This window comes from Halobacillus amylolyticus (genome assembly GCF_022921115.1).
Taxonomy (GTDB): Bacteria; Bacillota; Bacilli; order Bacillales; family Halobacillaceae; genus Halobacillus_A; species Halobacillus_A amylolyticus.
In genome coordinates, this window is the sequence record NZ_CP095075.1 from 2,305,743 (window position 1) to 2,322,312 (window position 16,570).

Genomic DNA, 16,570 nt, shown 5'->3' on the forward strand with positions numbered 1-16,570 from the left:
TATGTGTGTTAAACCCGAGCTTTACCCTATGCCATTTATAAAAGCATAATTCCTGCTTTGGTCCATCTATGCCGTTATCGCTTACTTTAAATTAGGACATATAGAGACAGACTCCAAACCCGGCTTTTGTTTCCTCAAGGATCGCTGTCATGCAGTAGCAGTGCTAACAATAGCCTTATAGGGAGGGGAGGAAGACTATTTGAATCCATACGGAATTCCTGAAGTGTTTGAATCGGAGGCTAAAGGCCAAGTTAAAGAGGTGTACGAGGACATTAAATACGTTTTGAAGGTACCAGTGGTAAACTTTATCTTTCGTACATTAGCCAATTACCCAGATTTTCTAGTAGAAGCTTGGAAGCAAGTAAGACCAAGTATGTTAACAACAAACATGGAGGAAGCAGCGAGATATTTAAGGACTCCTGCAATAAATGGGAGGATTCCCACAATAGGATGGGATCCTGCCTACAGCCAAACCACTCTACAACAAATCCATCAAACCTTATTTATTTTCTATTATGTGAACCCCAAATTATTACTCATAGCCAGCGCATGGACAGAAAGTCTAAGCAATCGGCCAATTACTGGAGAGAAGAAAGTGAATGGATTTATTCCACCAGGAGTTTTGAACGGTCTGAAGCCTGTTAAATTAGTTCACATCTCAAATGCTCCAACAATAATGAAGCAGCTCCTTAAAGATATTGCCAAAACACATCGGGCCTTTGATGTTGCAAGTGACTTTCGAGCACTTGCTCAATACCCGCTCTTTTTAGAGAAAACATGGGGAGAACTAAAGCCATATGTTCAAACTTACGAATATGACCTTCTAAAAGCACAGCTTAGTACACAGTCCATGTCAATGGTTCATAACAACATGCCCTATCCAGTTACAATAAACAGCAGTGACCTGAGCCGCATTTATTCCCCCGCTGAGACGGCAGGCATTATAGGCCTAGTTTCTTTATTTCAAAGTTTTCTTCCAGCGCTGATCGTTGATGGGGAATTTATGCGAAGAACCCTAGCAGCTCAATAAAGCCGGCTAGCACACGCGAATTCTGACTACGCACTTCCTAGATAAAAAGAAGACAACTAAAATAATCTCGGAAAACCATCTAAAAGGTTTTCTGAGGTTATTTTTTTGCACTTTTGGAATCTACATTCGCCCGCCTGAAGAATGATAACGAAAGGATACGGTTAAAATAATGGGTATAGTCACAAGGGGATATTGAGGGATAACAATGGAACTGCAATTAATCGAAGTATATGCACCAAAAAATTTCAGCTATCAAAATGGCCTGTTGGAGAAATTCTCTTTCATTTCGTACTGGGTATCCCATGAGGAAGATCATGATTTGCACATTCGAATTTTGGTTGAAAAAGAGGATGCAGAAAAAATCTTGAACTACTTAGAAAAGGCTGCTTATGATGAAAACAGCGAATTTGATGCTATGCTCTACTCAGTAAAGGCATATATACCTAGTAAATATAGTGAGAAGAATACACCCAGTGATGATCAGGAGCAATTTGAAAGAGCCAGCAAGCACGAGTTATATTCCATTGTTCATACATCGAGTAAAATTGACGTCAGCTTTTCCTGGTTTACGGCATTTGCCGCACTTGTCGCTGCTGTTGGTATAACCCAAAACAGCCCAGCCCTAGTGATAGGAGCTAATATCATTGACCCATCAATCAGACCGATTATAGGTATTTCATTTGCATCTGTTCTTGGTGAACAAAAACTTGTACGTCAATCGATCATGACTGCAATGTTTGGCCTGTTCATTCCGCTTGCTGTCGCTGCATCGTTCGGATTTCTATTTCCATTACCGCTTCATAGTAATGAATTCATTTCTCAAACCAATGTACAAATTATAGATCTTATCGTTGCTATTTCAGCAGGAGCCGCAGGGGCCTTATCTTTTGTTAAACGATCACAAGGGCAATTAGTTGGAGTAATGGTCTCCTTAGCCGTATTGCCTCCAACCGTCGTACTCGGAATGATGCTTGGTGCTGCTCAATGGCAAAATGCTGTCATACCATTCCTATTACTAGTCATTAATATTAATGCCATTCTTTTAGCAGCTATTTTAGTATTTTGGCTTAGCGGCATTAAACCTGTTAACTGGGCAGAAATCCAAGACGCGAATACGTCACGTATGAATTCATTATTATTCACCGGAATAATTGGTGTAGTATTGATTGCAACTGTGATATTAATACAATTTTAGCTTTGATTATATGAGGGTCCTGATTAATAAGGCTCAGTTCCTCTTTCAAGTGCACCTTACCCCATAACATTTTGTTGAAGATAATATGTGATTAAAGCGTCAACCTTTAATTTAATAAGAACCACTGTATGGAAACGAAAAAGACGAATACCGAAGCGATAATGTTTATATATCCCCATAATTGTTTTGGACCTTTTTGAAGTTCGGCTACTCCTATCACTAACACTAGCGCCCCCAGGCACAACATTAAGGATGGCATCGACTCAAAGTTTTTGGTAATTAGACTATAACCGGACAAAACAACTGCAACTATTGCTAAGATAATTCTGCTAATTTTGAGCAATGTTTCTCCCCCTGAAATGAAAATTGCACGTTTTTCACTTTCCTACATGTTAGTAAGATAAAGTTTATAAGACTTCATTTATGCTATCGCCTATTACCTGTAGCGATGATGATCCCCCCACAAACGCTCCTACCACGGTCCCAGCAATGGCGAAAAGAGCCATTAAGCTTAATCCCATACCGCCTGATCCATTTATAAACATGCTTGTAATATCCATTAATATGGCTAATACAAAAATTGCCATGCTCGTTTTTACTACCATGCCAATAAATCGTTTAGATTTAGTTTCAAAGTTTTTTCGTCTTGCAACTATACTTAATACAATGATGAACAATGTAATAACTGCACCAATAAACATGAATAGTTCATACTCACCCACTCTAAATACTCCTCCCCTAATGCAACATTTCTTACCGAAGCACCTTATTGTTACCTTAATTCAACCACCATAATTTGTAAATACATAAAATAAAGACGCGATTTAGTGAATCGCGTCCGGCTAATGAAACATGCTAAATTAGTTAATAGTATGTGTCCTACAATTTTCTTACTTGAAAATTATCTTGGAGGACAGCCCAATTTTGCGGGAATGGATTGCCAAGCACCCAAAAGCCAGCTCCTCGCAGTTGATAATTTTTTATCGTATTATATTTAGCTTGGACGCTACGGGCATCTTCAAACCAAACTTCGTACTGTTGTCCACTTTCATCTGCATAGCGAAAAAAAGGAGATTGATATTGCTCATCATACTGAATTTCAACCCCATACCTCGCTGCCAGCTGTACGGCTTCTTTAGGGCTGATCGTTCGGGCGGTTGTTCCTTCTACCCAAGGAATTTCCCATTCTCGACCGTATAGCGGCATCCCCATAAGGATTTTGTCACGAGGAATGACGGTCACGGCATAGTCGAGAACTTCACGGACCTCGTTAATTGGGGCAATGGCCCATGGCCGCCCGCCAGCCCAGCCCCATTCATAAGTCATGATCACAACAAAATCGACAATTTCACCGTGGGCCTGATAATCATGTGCCTCATAAAGCAACCCCTGTTGATCCGCACTATCCTTGGGAGCAAGAGCTGTAGAGACAAGCAGTCCTTCAGGATGAAAGCGAGCCACAATCCTACGAAGAAACTCATTGTAGTTTTCACGATCTTCTGGATAAACATATTCAAAGTCAATATTTATCCCTGAATATCCCTTCGCATTGATTTTTTCCAAAATGTTAGTGATGAGAATTTCCTGCAAGTCGGGGTTGCGTAGAATGGAAGCGGCCAAATCAGAGCCAAAGCTACCTTCAGAAAAGTTTGTTAGTACTAAGAGCGGTGCAACATTATTGGCCCTTGCTGCCTCAAGAACCGGGAGTTCCTGCAGTTCTGTTATACTGCCATCTTCTTGGATCGCGTACATAAATGGGGACAGGTACGTCAAGTTCCCTCCTAACGCTAACACTTCCTGTGTCCCCTGCTCATTCAACCGCGTTGTATAGGCATTTGTTTCTGTTACCGGCCTAGTTGCTGCAGGAATTCTCAAAGCGCGGCCGGGATAGATGAGAGAAGGATTTGTGATATTGTTGGCTTGAGCAATTTGATTGACGGTCACTCCATACGTTTGAGAAATGCCCCAAAGGTTTTCCCCCGGCTGCACTAAATGTGGGAAATAGGGAAGTTTGAGAATTTCCCCAACATAAATCAGGGAAGGGTTGGAAATATTGTTGACTGCAGCCAGCTCTTCTATGGTTACACCGTACCTTTGGGCAATGAACCATAAGTTATCTCCTGACTGGACAACATATTCACGATTAGGATTAGGAACGACAAGCGCTTGCCCCACTACAAGAATATTCGGATTATCAAGCTGATTGGCTAATATAACTTGGTTAATATTCGACCCATACAGCTGTGCTATACGCCATAATGTCTCTCCTCGTTTTACTACATGAATTTGCATGTCATCTCTCCCTGTGAGCAGTATCTATAGACCATGATATTCAGAGGAAACTCGTCCTATTTAATAGAAACTGGAAAGAACATTTTATTAAAAAATCCAACGTAAAAAACGACCACTCAAAAAAGTGGTCGTTTTCCTATAGTAGTTAGCTTTCGGTAACTGTCCGATTGTTTGCCTTTGATTTAATTTGATCAGGATCGTCTTCTTCTGGACGTGAGCGTTTTATGAAGAACGATAGTACGAGACCAATAATTGAGGTAATACCTGCTACGATAAATGAAATATTCACACCATGTACCAGTCCATTTACACCTTGCTCTGGCAGTGTATTATTTACCATGACCGTTACGAGCAAGGCCGTTCCGACTGCCCCTGATACTTGGCGCATGGTATTGTTCATCGCTGTTCCGTGGGGGATTAAACGCTGTGGCAGCTGATTTAATCCGGCTGTGGTTACAGGCATCATGACCATTGCCACACCAAGCATCCTGACCGCATTGACCACCGCTATATAGGTAAATGTTGTCTGAGCTGTTAAGTTGGTAAACATGAACGTGGTAATGGTTAGGATAGCTAATCCAATAATCGCAAGCCACTTCGCACCAAATTTATCAAACACCCGTCCGGTCACAGGGTTCATAACCCCCATTAACAGCGCACCTGGTAATAGCGCCAACCCTGATTCAAATGCTGTAAAACCGAGCATATTTTGCATAAGCAACGGGAGAACCGTAGCTGCCCCGATCATAGCAATAAATACAACCATACCAAGGGCGGTAGTTAGGGTAAACATTTTATATTTAAATACCCTGAATTCAAGAATCGGTTGTTTTAATTTCGTCTGTCTAAGGATAAACCAAGTCAGGGCAAGAGCACCAACGACCATAGAGATAATGACCTCTTGACCACTCCACCCACTGCTGCCAGCAGAACTAAATCCATATAACAAACCGCCAAACCCTAAGGAAGAGAGGATGATGGATAAGATATCAAGCTTCGGAAATGTCCGTTCGGTCACATTTTTTAGAAGGATATAAGCGAGAATGAAATCAATGATGACGATAGGCAAAATCACATAAAATAAGCTTCTCCACGGAAATTGTTCCACAAGCCAACCTGATAAAGTTGGACCTATTGCCGGCGCGAAAGCAATAACCAACCCGAACATCCCCATCGCTGTCCCTCGTTTTTCAACAGGAAAAATGAGAAATAGTATAGTTTGCATCAATGGCATGATAATTCCAGCACCTGAAGCTTGAATAATTCTCCCTACCATCAATAAGGAGAAGGTTGGTGCAATAGCACAAATCAACGTACCTACAGCAAAAAGGCCCATCGCCGTCAAAAACAAAGCTCTCGTTGTAAAACGGCCGATCAAAAAGGCCGTGATCGGGATCATAATTCCATTTACCAGCATAAAAATAGACGTTAGCCACTGGGCTGTATTTGCTTCTAAATTCAAATCGGCCATAATATGCGGTAAGGCTGTCGCTAAAAGAGTCTGATTCAATATGGCCGCAAAAGCCCCTGAAATTAAAACAAGCATTAATGGTATTTTATTGACGGTTTCTCCTGACTGTGCTTGATTGTTATTGTTGACCATACTCTTCCTTCTTTCTTTATTGTTAACTTCCATTTAATTTTCTTCTATATCAGGACTTACTCAAAAGTCCCTTCTTTAGCAAGCCTAGCTCTACCGTATAGTTTTTCATTGCTGCATCTATAGGTAAATCCCTTGCAAAGCTTTGAACAAGATTCTGCATGGTCACCGCTACAATTATTTGCAAAACATGAAATAATTCTTGCTCACTTGTTATGTTCAGTTTTTTGGTATCAACTAAATGATAAATTTCCGTATATCGGTTACTAAATGTTTCCTCGCTCAAAACTTTAGCAAATGTATTTTCAATTTTATAGTTCATATTTAAAATAGCATTCCTAATAAAGTCATTTTTTCCTCTGTCTTGGGAGTACTCCAGTGCATCTTGAAATAAACCTGTCATCGTTTCAAATAAATCTCCCTCATATTTCTTTAAATAAGAAACGAAATGTTCATGCCTCTCTTTAGCATCCTCATTTAACAGATAGAAGAAAATATCTTCCTTATCTTCGAAGTATTGGTAGAAGCTCCCTCTTGGGATACCTGCTGTCTTAAGAATATTTGAAATGGATGCATCATATAATGACACCCTTGAAAATTCTTTTTTTGCCGCATCTATCAACGTTTGCCTTTTTTCTTCCTTTAAATTAAAAAACGTTTGTTTAGGCACTTTTTCTCCCCCAATCCATTAAAAAGTGACAACATGTCATATAAGAACAAGATCAACTATAAATGACAGTGTGTCACATGTCAACAGTAACAAATTCATTCAACACTAAAGGGTGCCTGCTTCCTCCGTGCTTTAGCACAATGGAAACAGACACCCTTCTGGAATCACTTATTTTAAGCCGCTATTCAGCTTTCTCAACGACAGTGAGTTCTCCCGTTTCAGGGGAGATGGCAAGTCCGTGGACCGGAGTGTTGGCGGGTAGAAACGGGTGACGACGAATGATATCAACACTGTTACGCACATTCTCTTCAACATCCTCGAAGCCTTGAAGCCACTTTTCCACATCAACACCGGCATAATTTAAATCATCTAGACTGGAAGGATCCATCCCTTGTTCTAGAGCTTTTTCAATAATAGGTTCAGACTTTAAGCCAGTCATGCCGCAGCCATAATGTCCAATCACAGCTACTTCATCGGCTTGCAACTCATACAGTGCTACAATAATGCTTCTCATCGTGTTCCCAAAAGGATCAGAGATAATGGCACCAGCATTTTTAATGATTTTTGCATCACCATTGTTCAAATCCATAGCCCGAGGAAGCAATTCCAAGAGTCTTGTATCCATGCAAGTCAAGATCACCATCTTTTTATCCGGAAATTTTGTAGTTTCATATCTTTCATATTCCTTGTTTTTCACAAACTGTTTATTGTAGGCCAATATAGAATCCATTACGGACATGTGATGCACTCCTTTTTTTTATACTAAAATTTGCTTCCAGTTGCTTTCATACTATTGTATCAAAAAAAGCAAACTTCTATATATATTCTATCATCATTCCAGCTTAACAAAAAAAGGCAACAGAAGCCCGAATGAGTTTGCAGCCTTTTTCTCTATCTATTTTCCTACATTTTGCACCCGAGGCTCGATAGGGTTGACTGGTGAATCTTCTTCAGTATCCACTGGTTTTTTTGACCAAAATGTTGCGAGAATTGGGCCAGATATATTGTGCCATACGGCTGCGATGACACTAGGTAACGCGGCTAACGGACCAAAGTGTGCAGCAGCCAAGGTTACACCAAGCCCAGAATTTTGCATCCCAACTTCTATTGAAATGGCGCGCCGTTTGCTTTCATCCAATCTCATAAGTAATGCGGTCACATATCCTAGTAGAAGCCCTGTTAGATTATGAATCATAACGGCTGAGAAAATAAGCAGGCCTGACGTTGCAATGCTCTCAACGTTTGCCGATACGACAGCAGATACGATAACAATGATGGCAACTACTGAGATTAGCGGGATAGCCGAACTGCTTTTATCAACGACTGTTGGGAGTAACTTTCTAATAATAATACCGAGCGTTATCGGAATAATGATGACTTGAACGATCGAAATAAACATGGAAATCGGATCCACAGGTAACCACTGCCCAGCTAGCGCCAATAAAATCAGTGGTGTGGCGACAGGAGCAAGCAATGTAGAAAAGGACGTCATAGCCACTGAGAGGGCCAGATTCCCTTTGGCTAAATAAACCATTACATTTGAAGCAGTTCCACCAGGTACTGAACCTAGTAACACTAACCCTGCAGCTAGTTCATTAGGTAAATTTAGCGCAAATGCAATTGCGAGTGCTGCTAGCGGCATAATTAAAAATTGGGCTAGTACACCAATAATCACAGGAAGTGGTTTGCTTGCAACTAACTTAAAATCAACCGGTTTAAGTGTAAGCCCCATTCCAAACATTACTACCCCTAACAGGATCGTGATATAGCTATTTAAAAAGAGGAAAGGTTCCGGTATAAAATAGGCTACAGCAGCCACTCCAATGACCCAAAAAGCAAAGTACTTTCCTGCTAGGTTACTAATCGTCTCTAAAAGCTTCATAAGCTGCTCCTTTTTTGATGGACAAGCTTGTAAGGATTAAGAATCTCTTTTTGGTCTAAGGCTAGTTTGATTTTCTCCATCACTTGTAACGCTTGACCATGTTCTTTTTGTTGATATTTCATTTTCCCTACACCTACTCCATGCTCACCTGTACAGGTGCCGCCACGTTGTAAAGCATATTCAACAATTTTCTCATTCAATTCTTCCGCTTTTTTCACTTCCTCAGGGTTATCCATATCTAACATAAGCAGAATGTGATAGTTTCCATCACCTACATGGCCAAGAATCCCTCCATTAAGCTCTAATTCATTCACCTGTTCCCTGGCATGTTTGATCGCACCAGCCAATTCGGAAATAGGAACACAGACATCTGTAACCATCAACTTTTTACCTGGATTTCCATGGACATAAGCATACGCAAGATTGTGTCTCGCTTCCCATAAGCGGTTTCTCGCTGCATTATCATCCTCGAAATCAATGCCCTCACAGTGGTGATCTTTTACAATTTCTTTTGTGAATTCTACGTCATGGTTCAGTCCTGCTTCATTACCGTGGAATTCTAAAAATAAAGTAGGTTGTTCTTTGTAATTTGTTTCACTAAACAGATTAGCTTGCTTCATTGAAGGCTCATCGACAAGCTCCACCCGGGCAATCGGAACACCTGCCTGCAAAATCGATACAACCGCTTCAACTGCATCATCCACGCTTCGAAATGATGCTCTAGCAGCAACAACATGCTCAGGATTACCATAAACCCTTAACGTTAATTCTGTAATACAGCCTAACGTCCCCTCTGACCCCACAAAGAGACTATTTAAGTTGTAGCCTGATGACGATTTTTGTGCCATGTTACCTGTATGGATCACTTCCCCATCCGCAAGAACGACCTCCAAATCACGTACTTGATCACGCATGACACCGTATCTTACGGACGTCGTACCACTAGCGTTGGTAGCAGCCATACCGCCGAGCGTAGCATCTGCACCTGGATCAACCGAGAAGAAAAGTCCATATTTTTTGAGTTCCTTGTTCAACTGTGATCGCGTGACACCTGGCTGAACTTTGACTAGAAAATCCTTTTCCTTGATCTCTAACACCTTACTCATCTGTGAAAAATCTATCGTAATCCCATGTTGATATGGAATCACATGCCCCTCTAAACTGGTTCCAAGTCCATAAGGAACGATTGGTGTATTATACGCGTTTGCAACTTTAACAACAGCGCTCACCTCGTCTGCACTCTCTGGAAAAACGACCAAGTTAGGTGAACTAGCTTTATGATAGGATTCATCATGACTGTGTTGTTCAATTTGAGTTTCATTTTTCGTTACCTGATGGTCTTGCAAAAATCCTCTTAATTCTTCGTATAAGTTGCTCTCTGTTAGGTTCATATGTAAGTCTCCTTCTATAAGGTGAGCTAAATCTAGCAACTACAATTATACTAAATAATCAGATAATTACAACAACACGATGAAGCCAGCAACATTTGTTTACTACTCTCAAAGAATGGACCAGTACATCGTTATAGGAATCTTGAGTTTTTTAATAAAATCTCACATCTTCAGAGAGCCTTAGCTTTTCCCACGGAAAATCCTGCAAACAAACGCCCCCCATATTTTTCTAGCACGCTGTCTGCAATAGCTATCACTTGCTTTTTATCGCCCACTTTATAAAAAGTGTCGAAGGCTTCTACTATTCGGTCAGCGAACTTTTCATCGTATTGCCTCAACGCGCGTATCGTCCATTTTGACTGCCCAGTCCATTGTTGATTTGTTCTTAAGTAGAATTCAATAAGTAATTCTGCTAGCACTGAGGCAACAAATAGATCCTCTTCTCGTTTAGAGCTTCCTAAGAAGTCGTCTAAGGTATCTGTTAAGAAGTAACGCTTTACCTCAATTGTTTTCTTAGACCATTCTTCAGGGCCTTTCGCCAAAAGCTGCTCCGCTTCTTTTTTAACAGCAAAAATAAAGGGATGCTCTTTTACTATGATCCCTTCTGCCACCATCCTGGGCAAAGATGGTCTGCCACGATCTACATCACTCTTAAAAAATTCCTTATAGGAACTCAGATTATGAACAAACACTTCGATCGGCCATCCTTGGTCGACAAGTGATTCTCGATATGAACTCTTGTATCCTTCGTCAAAAATAACGATGTCTAAATCCGATGTTGCCGTTTCTTCTCCGCGCACAACACTCCCGGAAAGTAATGCTCCTGTGCAGTTAGGGAATTGTTTCTTAATAAACTGTTTCGCCGATTCTATCGGATGTGGTCGTTGGTTCATCTTCCTCCACCCCCTTTTCTAAAAAAGTTTTCATATCGGGCAGCAGTGTTGGGTCACTCCAATGCACATAATGTCCTCCACGACTTTCTGTATTCAACAGGGAGTGCTTTCTGCTTCAGCTTACGGATATTTTTGTATGTAATTTTACGTTCTCTTTCATTTATATTCTCAAAAGAACCATAGGCCAGATAAGTTGGCACTGCAATTTTCTTTAAAAGCTTTGAGATATTTAAGTTAACAACTAGTTACGGGGTGCCCATAACATCACAGACACTCCTATTAAACATATTACCGCGCCAACCCAATCATATGTATCTGGGGTTTTCTTATCAATTAGCCATCCCCAAAGGACGGATAATATAATAAAAACTCCTCCATAGGCTGCGTACACCCTTCCAAACGAAGGAAAGGTTTGAAACGTTGCGATCACCCCATACATAACTAGAGAAAATCCGCCAACTATCCCCCAATAAAAAGGTTTACCATCCCTAAGCCAAAGCCAAATGAGATAGCCACCGCCAATTTCAGCGAGTCCGGCTAAAAGAAACAGCATAAACACCATGAACATTCTAAACTCCACCTCTTTTTTACAGCAGGATTTACCCGGGTGTAATTTCTTAACTTCCGTAAACAACCAATAGTAGTGAAATAGAACGGCCTTTTACTCCTTTTCAAAAATAAAGACCCACATAAACGTTAACGCTTGTCGAAGTTCAACGGGTAAACCAGACAAGTCCTTCTTCTCCACCTCACGTTTATAAACGCCATGTCCGTCTGTAAGTTTCCAGCCTGTTTCCCCAGCCATTTGCTCAAGCTCCCACGGCATCATTGTGTTGCAGATTACTTTTTCTCCATAAACGCGACGATAACTGTTCATTCTAGGCTTCGCAGTTGGACCTAACACCCCGATGCATAGCTTCCCACCTGGTTTAAGTACGCGTTTCATTTCCTCAAGTCCCTTGTAAGGTACTTCTGTCCATTCCAGACTATTCACGGCCATAATTCCATCAAAGCTCTCTTTTTCAAAAGGGAGATTAACGAGATCCCCTTGAACGAACTGCAAGTTATCTTGCTCAAGCCGGGAATTAGCCCGTTTTATCATATCCTCAGAAAGGTCGAGCCCTGTCACGGTATATCCTGCCTTTCCAAGCTTGTAAGACCCGTATCCGTCGCCACATCCGAGGTCAGCTACTTTACTCCCAATTTGTACATGTTTCTGCAAAAAAGGAATGATCGTTTTTCGACTGCCCTCATCCCACATATTCTTGCTGTTGGCATTCCAGAATTCTGCTCGTCCGTCCCATTGTTTTTCTGCCTCCTGATGCCAATTGAATGAATTCATTAATGTTGCCTCCTTATGGTTTTCGTGTTTATAATTTGCTGGAACGCTTTATAGGGTAAGTAGTATTACTAAGAGTACGCTGCTTTCTCAATACTTAACAAAAACTTATGATTAAAGGAATCAGCAAACTATATATCCGGCGAAATCAGGGGAATTCCAATCACCGTGGATACAGCAATTCCTTCAAGAACGCCAAACGCCCCATAAAAGTAAATGATACCACCGACTATAACAAGGAGAATAGGATCAAGTATCTTCGCTTAGACTTCATGGCCCATAGTAATCCGATACAGCCATAATCGATAAAATCAGAGGAATAATGAAATAGATGAATTATCGATGGGCACACGGTTCTCCCCTTTCTCACTCCCTCTTAGTAGTAATTCTACATCTGCCATTCTATTCCTCTGTGATCCGTTACATTTAACACTTCTTTATTCCCATTCAGTAAAAAACTGTTGCACGGTTCTACAATCTTCGTTATGATAAAAACACAAGATAAGCTAACAAAACATTAAAATAACACTATATATTGTATTAGCGAAGAGAAGATGCCACTAGGCTTAATAGGGAATCCGGTGTAAGTCCGGAACTGCCCCCGCAACTGTTATCGCTCTCGAAACGGAGAATCCACTGTGCACAAATGCATGGGAAGGGCCGGAGTCGAAATGAGCGTTAAGTCAGGAGACCTGTCTTTCTACGCTAGAAAGTTTCTACTTCTTCGGGGATTGAGAAGATGAGGCGATGGAATGAACAGGCGTCTTCATTTGCTATTTGGGGACGTGTACACTTTCGTTTCATGGTTTCATCCGCTCAATTTAATGAGCGGATTTTTTTATGGCTAATTATTCAGACAGCGTGAATGCGATGTGGCGGACCCTTTCTCATCAGGGATTCCCACATGACCTTTTCCAAAAGCTGTTGTAAAGGAGTGATTTTGATGGAGATGGTACATACATTAGATTGGCATGATTGGTTGGAACGTCAGAGGGGAAATTTCCTGTCGCTTGATATCCAGCGATTGTTGGACAAGCTGCCTTCAATGAATCTGGGTCAGATGGGGCACGATGAGCAGGCGAAGGCGCTGATCTTGGAGTGTTTGGCGGAGATTAGTGAGACGGAACCGGACTGGACATATCTCGCAGCGCGGATACAGCTTGAGCTGATGTATGAGGAGTCGGTCCGTAATCGCGGGATAAATGAGCCCTATGCGGGACTGCATCATTTGATTGAGTTGTTAATGGACGAGGAAATTTATAGTTCGAATCTACTTACTTCTTATTCGAAACAGGAAATCGATGAGCTTGAAGCAGCGATTGCGCCTGATCGTGATCATTTGTTTACTTACATTGGTTTAAAAACGCTCGGGGATCGATATTTAGCGCGATCGAAATCAGGGCTTGTATTTGAACTTCCTCAGGAGCGGTTTATGATCATTGCGATGACGTTAATGGCACAAGAAGATCATTCGAAACGTTTAGATTTGGTAAAAGAATCGTATTGGGCCTTGAGTCATCTCTATATGACGGTGGCGACACCGACTTTGGCAAATGCAGGCAAACGTTATGGTCAGCTGAGCTCATGCTTTATTGATACCGTCGATGACAGCTTGCAGTCAATTTATGATACGAACACGGATGTGGCAAATTTGAGCAAACACGGTGGCGGAATCGGTGTTTATTTAGGAAAAATCCGCAGCCGCGGCAGTGATATTCGTGGCTTTAAAGGCGTTTCCTCCGGGGTGCTACCATGGATGAAGCAGCTTAATAATACGGCCGTCAGTGTGGATCAGCTCGGTCAACGGCAAGGGGCGGTGGCTGTATACCTTGATGTGTGGCATAAGGATATTTTCCCTTTCCTCGACAGTCGATTGAATAATGGTGACGAACGACAGCGGACACACGATTTGTTTACAGGCGTATCGATTCCGGATGTGTTTATGGAAGCCGTTGAGAAGCGTGAGGATTGGTACTTGTTTGACCCACACGAAGTTCGCTCCGTAATGGGCTTTTCACTCGAAGATCATTTTGATGAAGCACGCGGGAATGGTTCGTTTCGTCAGCGTTATTACGCTTGTGTTGAGAACCCTGATTTGTCAAAAGAAATCGTACCCGCGATTGAAGTGATGAAGCGAATCATGGTTGGCCAGCTTGAAACGGGAACACCATACATGTTTTACCGTGATGAAGTCAATCGCATGAACCCAAACAGCCATAAAGGGATGGTATACTGCAGTAATTTGTGTACGGAAATCACTCAAAATCAGAGCCCTACCGTACAGGAGGAGCAATACATTAAGGATGGCAAAATCATTACTGTTCAAGAACCAGGTGAGTTCGTTGTTTGTAACTTATCAAGTGTGAACCTAGGTCGCGCGGTTCCAGCTGGTGTTCTTGCAAGGCTGATTCCGATCCAAGTCCGGATGCTTGATAATGTCATTGATCAAAATTCGATTCCTGTAAAACAAGCACAGTTAACGAATCAATCCTATCGCGGCATTGGCCTCGGTACGTTTGGCTGGGCCCACTTGCTCGCTCAGGAAAAAATCGCCTGGGAATCAGATGAAGCAGTTGACTATACGAAGGAAGTGTATGAGGGAATTGCTTACTACTCCATCCTTGCCAGCAACCAGCTTGCCCGCGAAAAAGGAAGTTATCCGTTATTTGAAGGGTCGGATTGGGATACAGGAGCATTTTTTGTTAAACGGTCGTTTGATCAAGATAGTACTTGGAACTGGGAACAGTTGCAACGTGACGTGGCCGAGAGGGGAATGCGTAATGGATATTTAATGGCTGTGGCCCCGAACTCCAGCACCTCAATTATTGCCGGAAGCACAGCGAGCATTGATCCGATTTTCAAAAAGTTTTATTCCGAGGAGAAAAAGGATTACAAAATTCCTGTGACGGCCCCAGATTTAAGCGCAGAAACGTATTGGTATTATAAGTCAGCGTACGATATTGATCAGCATACAAGCATAAGGCAGAATGCGGCGCGCCAGAGATATGTCGATCAGTCGATATCCTTCAATATCTATGTTCGTAACTCAATTAAAGCTAAGGAACTGCTTGCCCTGCATTTGGATGCTTGGAAACAGGGATTGAAGACGACTTATTATACGCGCTCTACCTCTAGTCAAGGGGAATATGACGATTGTGAGAGCTGCTCATCCTAAAGGAGGTTGATGGAATTGGATACTGCCATTCATAAGCGAAAACTTGTCGATCTTGAAGCGCCGAATGCTTCGACAGGCATTGTTAACGGCCGAAGCTCAAACGTACTCAATTGGGATGATACCCGTTACTCTTGGGCTTATCCCATGTACAAGCGAATGCTCGCGAACTTTTGGATTCCAAACGAAATTAATATGAGCAATGATTTAAAACAGTGGCCTCAGTTAACGGACCAAGAACAGGCTTCTTTTAAAAAAATTATCGGTTTGCTTGCGTTTCTTGATTCGATTCAAACCGATTATGCTGGAAAGGTTACGGACTATCTGACTGATTCGAGCTTGTCGGCACTAATGCAGGTGCTGGCTTTTCAGGAAGTCGTCCATAATCAGTCCTATTCATATGTATTGTCAACGCTCGTTGATCAAAGTGAGCAGGAACGTATTTTTGAATATTGGAAGCATGACGAGGTACTGGTCGAGCGAAACCAGTTTATAACGGACGGTTACCAGTCTTTCGCTGACGAGCCTACACTCGAGACCTTTTTAAAATCACTGGTGTATGATGTCGTGCTTGAGGGATTGTTCTTCTATGCGGGTTTTGCATTCTTCTATAATTTGGCACGCAATCAGAAGATGGTATCGACGAGTACGATGATCAATTACATTAATCGTGATGAACAGATTCATGTCAATTTGTTTACGCGAATCTTTAAGGAAACTTTGACTGAAAATCCGGAGCTCGATCGTGTGGAATATGAGACGTTTGTAACGGAGACGTTCGCTGAAGCGGCGGAACTTGAAATAAAGTGGGCCCATCATATTATCGGCGATCGCTTCCCAGGGATTCCGATTGGCGACCTTGAGGATTACATTCGGTTTATGGCTAATAACCGCTGCAGCCAGATGGGTGCTGAGAAGCCCTTTCCCGGCTACCAGGAGAATCCGCTCAAGTGGATTCGTGCCTATCAAGAAGTCGATGAAGGGAAATCAGACTTCTTCGAACAGAAGTCAAGACAATACACAAAGGTCTCAGAAGACAACGGCTTCGATGACTTATAATTGGATAATTAACCCACCTCAGGTCATCCAAAATTTGGATGACCTGA

15 protein-coding genes and 1 riboswitch are annotated in these 16,570 nt (G+C 41.8%); of the genes, 4 read left to right on the forward strand and 11 right to left on the reverse strand.

The annotated features are described in order from the left end of the window. The first annotated feature begins 199 nt into the window (after positions 1 to 199). On the forward strand, positions 200 to 1,030 hold the full coding sequence (locus MUO15_RS11895; protein WP_245029499.1) for a halocarboxylic acid dehydrogenase DehI family protein: 831 nt from the start codon (positions 200 to 202) through the stop codon (positions 1,028 to 1,030). A gap of 205 nt (positions 1,031 to 1,235) precedes the next feature. Then, complete coding sequence (locus tag MUO15_RS11900; protein ID WP_245029500.1) at positions 1,236 to 2,225, forward strand: TIGR00341 family protein; 990 nt, start codon at positions 1,236 to 1,238, stop codon at positions 2,223 to 2,225. Positions 2,226 to 2,331: 106 nt separating this feature from the next. On the opposite strand, the gene MUO15_RS11905 is transcribed toward MUO15_RS11900, so the two are convergent. The 11 genes from MUO15_RS11905 to MUO15_RS11955 form a co-directional block, all read right to left on the reverse strand. Further along, positions 2,332 to 2,484: a DUF3953 domain-containing protein gene (locus MUO15_RS11905; protein ID WP_318036230.1), complete on the reverse strand. Its 153-nt coding sequence runs from the start codon at positions 2,482 to 2,484 to the stop codon at positions 2,332 to 2,334. A 148-nt stretch (positions 2,485 to 2,632) separates the two neighbouring features. Then, positions 2,633 to 2,947, reverse strand: a complete 315-nt coding sequence (locus MUO15_RS11910) for a hypothetical protein (protein ID WP_245029501.1) — start codon at positions 2,945 to 2,947, stop codon at positions 2,633 to 2,635. Positions 2,948 to 3,104: 157 nt separating this feature from the next. Continuing rightward, positions 3,105 to 4,517 carry a LysM peptidoglycan-binding domain-containing protein gene (locus tag MUO15_RS11915; RefSeq protein ID WP_245029502.1) on the reverse strand — a complete coding sequence of 471 codons (1,413 nt, stop codon included), beginning with the start codon at positions 4,515 to 4,517 and terminating at the stop codon, positions 3,105 to 3,107. Between the two features lie 145 nt (positions 4,518 to 4,662). Continuing rightward, entirely contained in the window at positions 4,663 to 6,120 is a 1,458-nt protein-coding gene (locus MUO15_RS11920) for an MDR family MFS transporter (protein ID WP_245035993.1), read from the reverse strand. A 49-nt stretch (positions 6,121 to 6,169) separates the two neighbouring features. Next, positions 6,170 to 6,787 (reverse strand): TetR/AcrR family transcriptional regulator, encoded by a 618-nt coding sequence (locus MUO15_RS11925; protein WP_245029503.1) that lies wholly within the window; start codon positions 6,785 to 6,787, stop codon positions 6,170 to 6,172. A 181-nt stretch (positions 6,788 to 6,968) separates the two neighbouring features. Further along, positions 6,969 to 7,526, reverse strand: coding sequence for a beta-class carbonic anhydrase (locus MUO15_RS11930; RefSeq protein WP_245029504.1), 558 nt, complete (start codon positions 7,524 to 7,526; stop codon positions 6,969 to 6,971). Between the two features lie 156 nt (positions 7,527 to 7,682). After that, complete coding sequence (locus MUO15_RS11935) at positions 7,683 to 8,669, reverse strand: bile acid:sodium symporter family protein (protein WP_245029505.1); 987 nt, start codon at positions 8,667 to 8,669, stop codon at positions 7,683 to 7,685. Further along, a complete protein-coding gene (locus MUO15_RS11940) occupies positions 8,666 to 10,060 on the reverse strand; it encodes an FAD-binding oxidoreductase (protein ID WP_245029506.1) in 1,395 nt (464 codons plus the stop codon). The genes MUO15_RS11935 and MUO15_RS11940 overlap by 4 nt, the downstream gene beginning before the upstream one ends. A 170-nt stretch (positions 10,061 to 10,230) precedes the next feature. Then, positions 10,231 to 10,953 (reverse strand): nucleotidyltransferase domain-containing protein, encoded by a 723-nt coding sequence (locus tag MUO15_RS11945; protein WP_245029507.1) that lies wholly within the window; start codon positions 10,951 to 10,953, stop codon positions 10,231 to 10,233. 241 nt (positions 10,954 to 11,194) lie between these two features. Then, on the reverse strand, positions 11,195 to 11,521 hold the full coding sequence (locus tag MUO15_RS11950) for a YnfA family protein (RefSeq protein WP_245029508.1): 327 nt from the start codon (positions 11,519 to 11,521) through the stop codon (positions 11,195 to 11,197). A 93-nt stretch (positions 11,522 to 11,614) separates the two neighbouring features. Beyond that, positions 11,615 to 12,295, reverse strand: a complete 681-nt coding sequence (locus MUO15_RS11955) for a class I SAM-dependent methyltransferase (protein ID WP_245029509.1) — start codon at positions 12,293 to 12,295, stop codon at positions 11,615 to 11,617. 531 nt (positions 12,296 to 12,826) lie between these two features. Continuing rightward, positions 12,827 to 13,006, forward strand: a riboswitch (cobalamin riboswitch). A gap of 229 nt (positions 13,007 to 13,235) precedes the next feature. On the opposite strand from MUO15_RS11955, the gene MUO15_RS11960 reads away from it, so the two are divergent. Together MUO15_RS11960 and MUO15_RS11965 are read left to right on the forward strand one after the other, a co-directional pair. Then, the gene (locus MUO15_RS11960; RefSeq protein WP_396266219.1) at positions 13,236 to 15,467 is read left to right on the forward strand and encodes a ribonucleoside-diphosphate reductase subunit alpha; all 2,232 of its coding nucleotides are present in this window, start codon (positions 13,236 to 13,238) and stop codon (positions 15,465 to 15,467) included. Positions 15,468 to 15,482: 15 nt separating this feature from the next. Further along, on the forward strand, positions 15,483 to 16,523 hold the full coding sequence (locus MUO15_RS11965; RefSeq protein WP_396266221.1) for a ribonucleotide-diphosphate reductase subunit beta: 1,041 nt from the start codon (positions 15,483 to 15,485) through the stop codon (positions 16,521 to 16,523). Positions 16,524 to 16,570: the final 47 nt, after the last annotated feature.

What these genes read in the sequence shown, in the direction of transcription:
- MUO15_RS11900 (WP_245029500.1), top strand. Translation starts at nt 1,236, where the DNA reads ATGGAACTGCAATTAATCGAAGTATATGCACCAAAAAATTTCAGCTAT.
- MUO15_RS11905 (WP_318036230.1), bottom strand. Translation starts at nt 2,484, where the DNA reads ATGCCATCCTTAATGTTGTGCCTGGGGGCGCTAGTGTTAGTGATAGGA.
- MUO15_RS11915 (WP_245029502.1), bottom strand. Translation starts at nt 4,517, where the DNA reads ATGCAAATTCATGTAGTAAAACGAGGAGAGACATTATGGCGTATAGCA.
- MUO15_RS11920 (WP_245035993.1), bottom strand. Translation starts at nt 6,120, where the DNA reads ATGGTCAACAATAACAATCAAGCACAGTCAGGAGAAACCGTCAATAAA.
- MUO15_RS11930 (WP_245029504.1), bottom strand. Translation starts at nt 7,526, where the DNA reads ATGTCCGTAATGGATTCTATATTGGCCTACAATAAACAGTTTGTGAAA.
- MUO15_RS11935 (WP_245029505.1), bottom strand. Translation starts at nt 8,669, where the DNA reads ATGAAGCTTTTAGAGACGATTAGTAACCTAGCAGGAAAGTACTTTGCT.
- MUO15_RS11940 (WP_245029506.1), bottom strand. Translation starts at nt 10,060, where the DNA reads ATGAACCTAACAGAGAGCAACTTATACGAAGAATTAAGAGGATTTTTG.
- MUO15_RS11945 (WP_245029507.1), bottom strand. Translation starts at nt 10,953, where the DNA reads ATGAACCAACGACCACATCCGATAGAATCGGCGAAACAGTTTATTAAG.
- MUO15_RS11950 (WP_245029508.1), bottom strand. Translation starts at nt 11,521, where the DNA reads ATGTTCATGGTGTTTATGCTGTTTCTTTTAGCCGGACTCGCTGAAATT.
- MUO15_RS11955 (WP_245029509.1), bottom strand. Translation starts at nt 12,295, where the DNA reads ATGAATTCATTCAATTGGCATCAGGAGGCAGAAAAACAATGGGACGGA.
- MUO15_RS11960 (WP_396266219.1), top strand. Translation starts at nt 13,236, where the DNA reads ATGGAGATGGTACATACATTAGATTGGCATGATTGGTTGGAACGTCAG.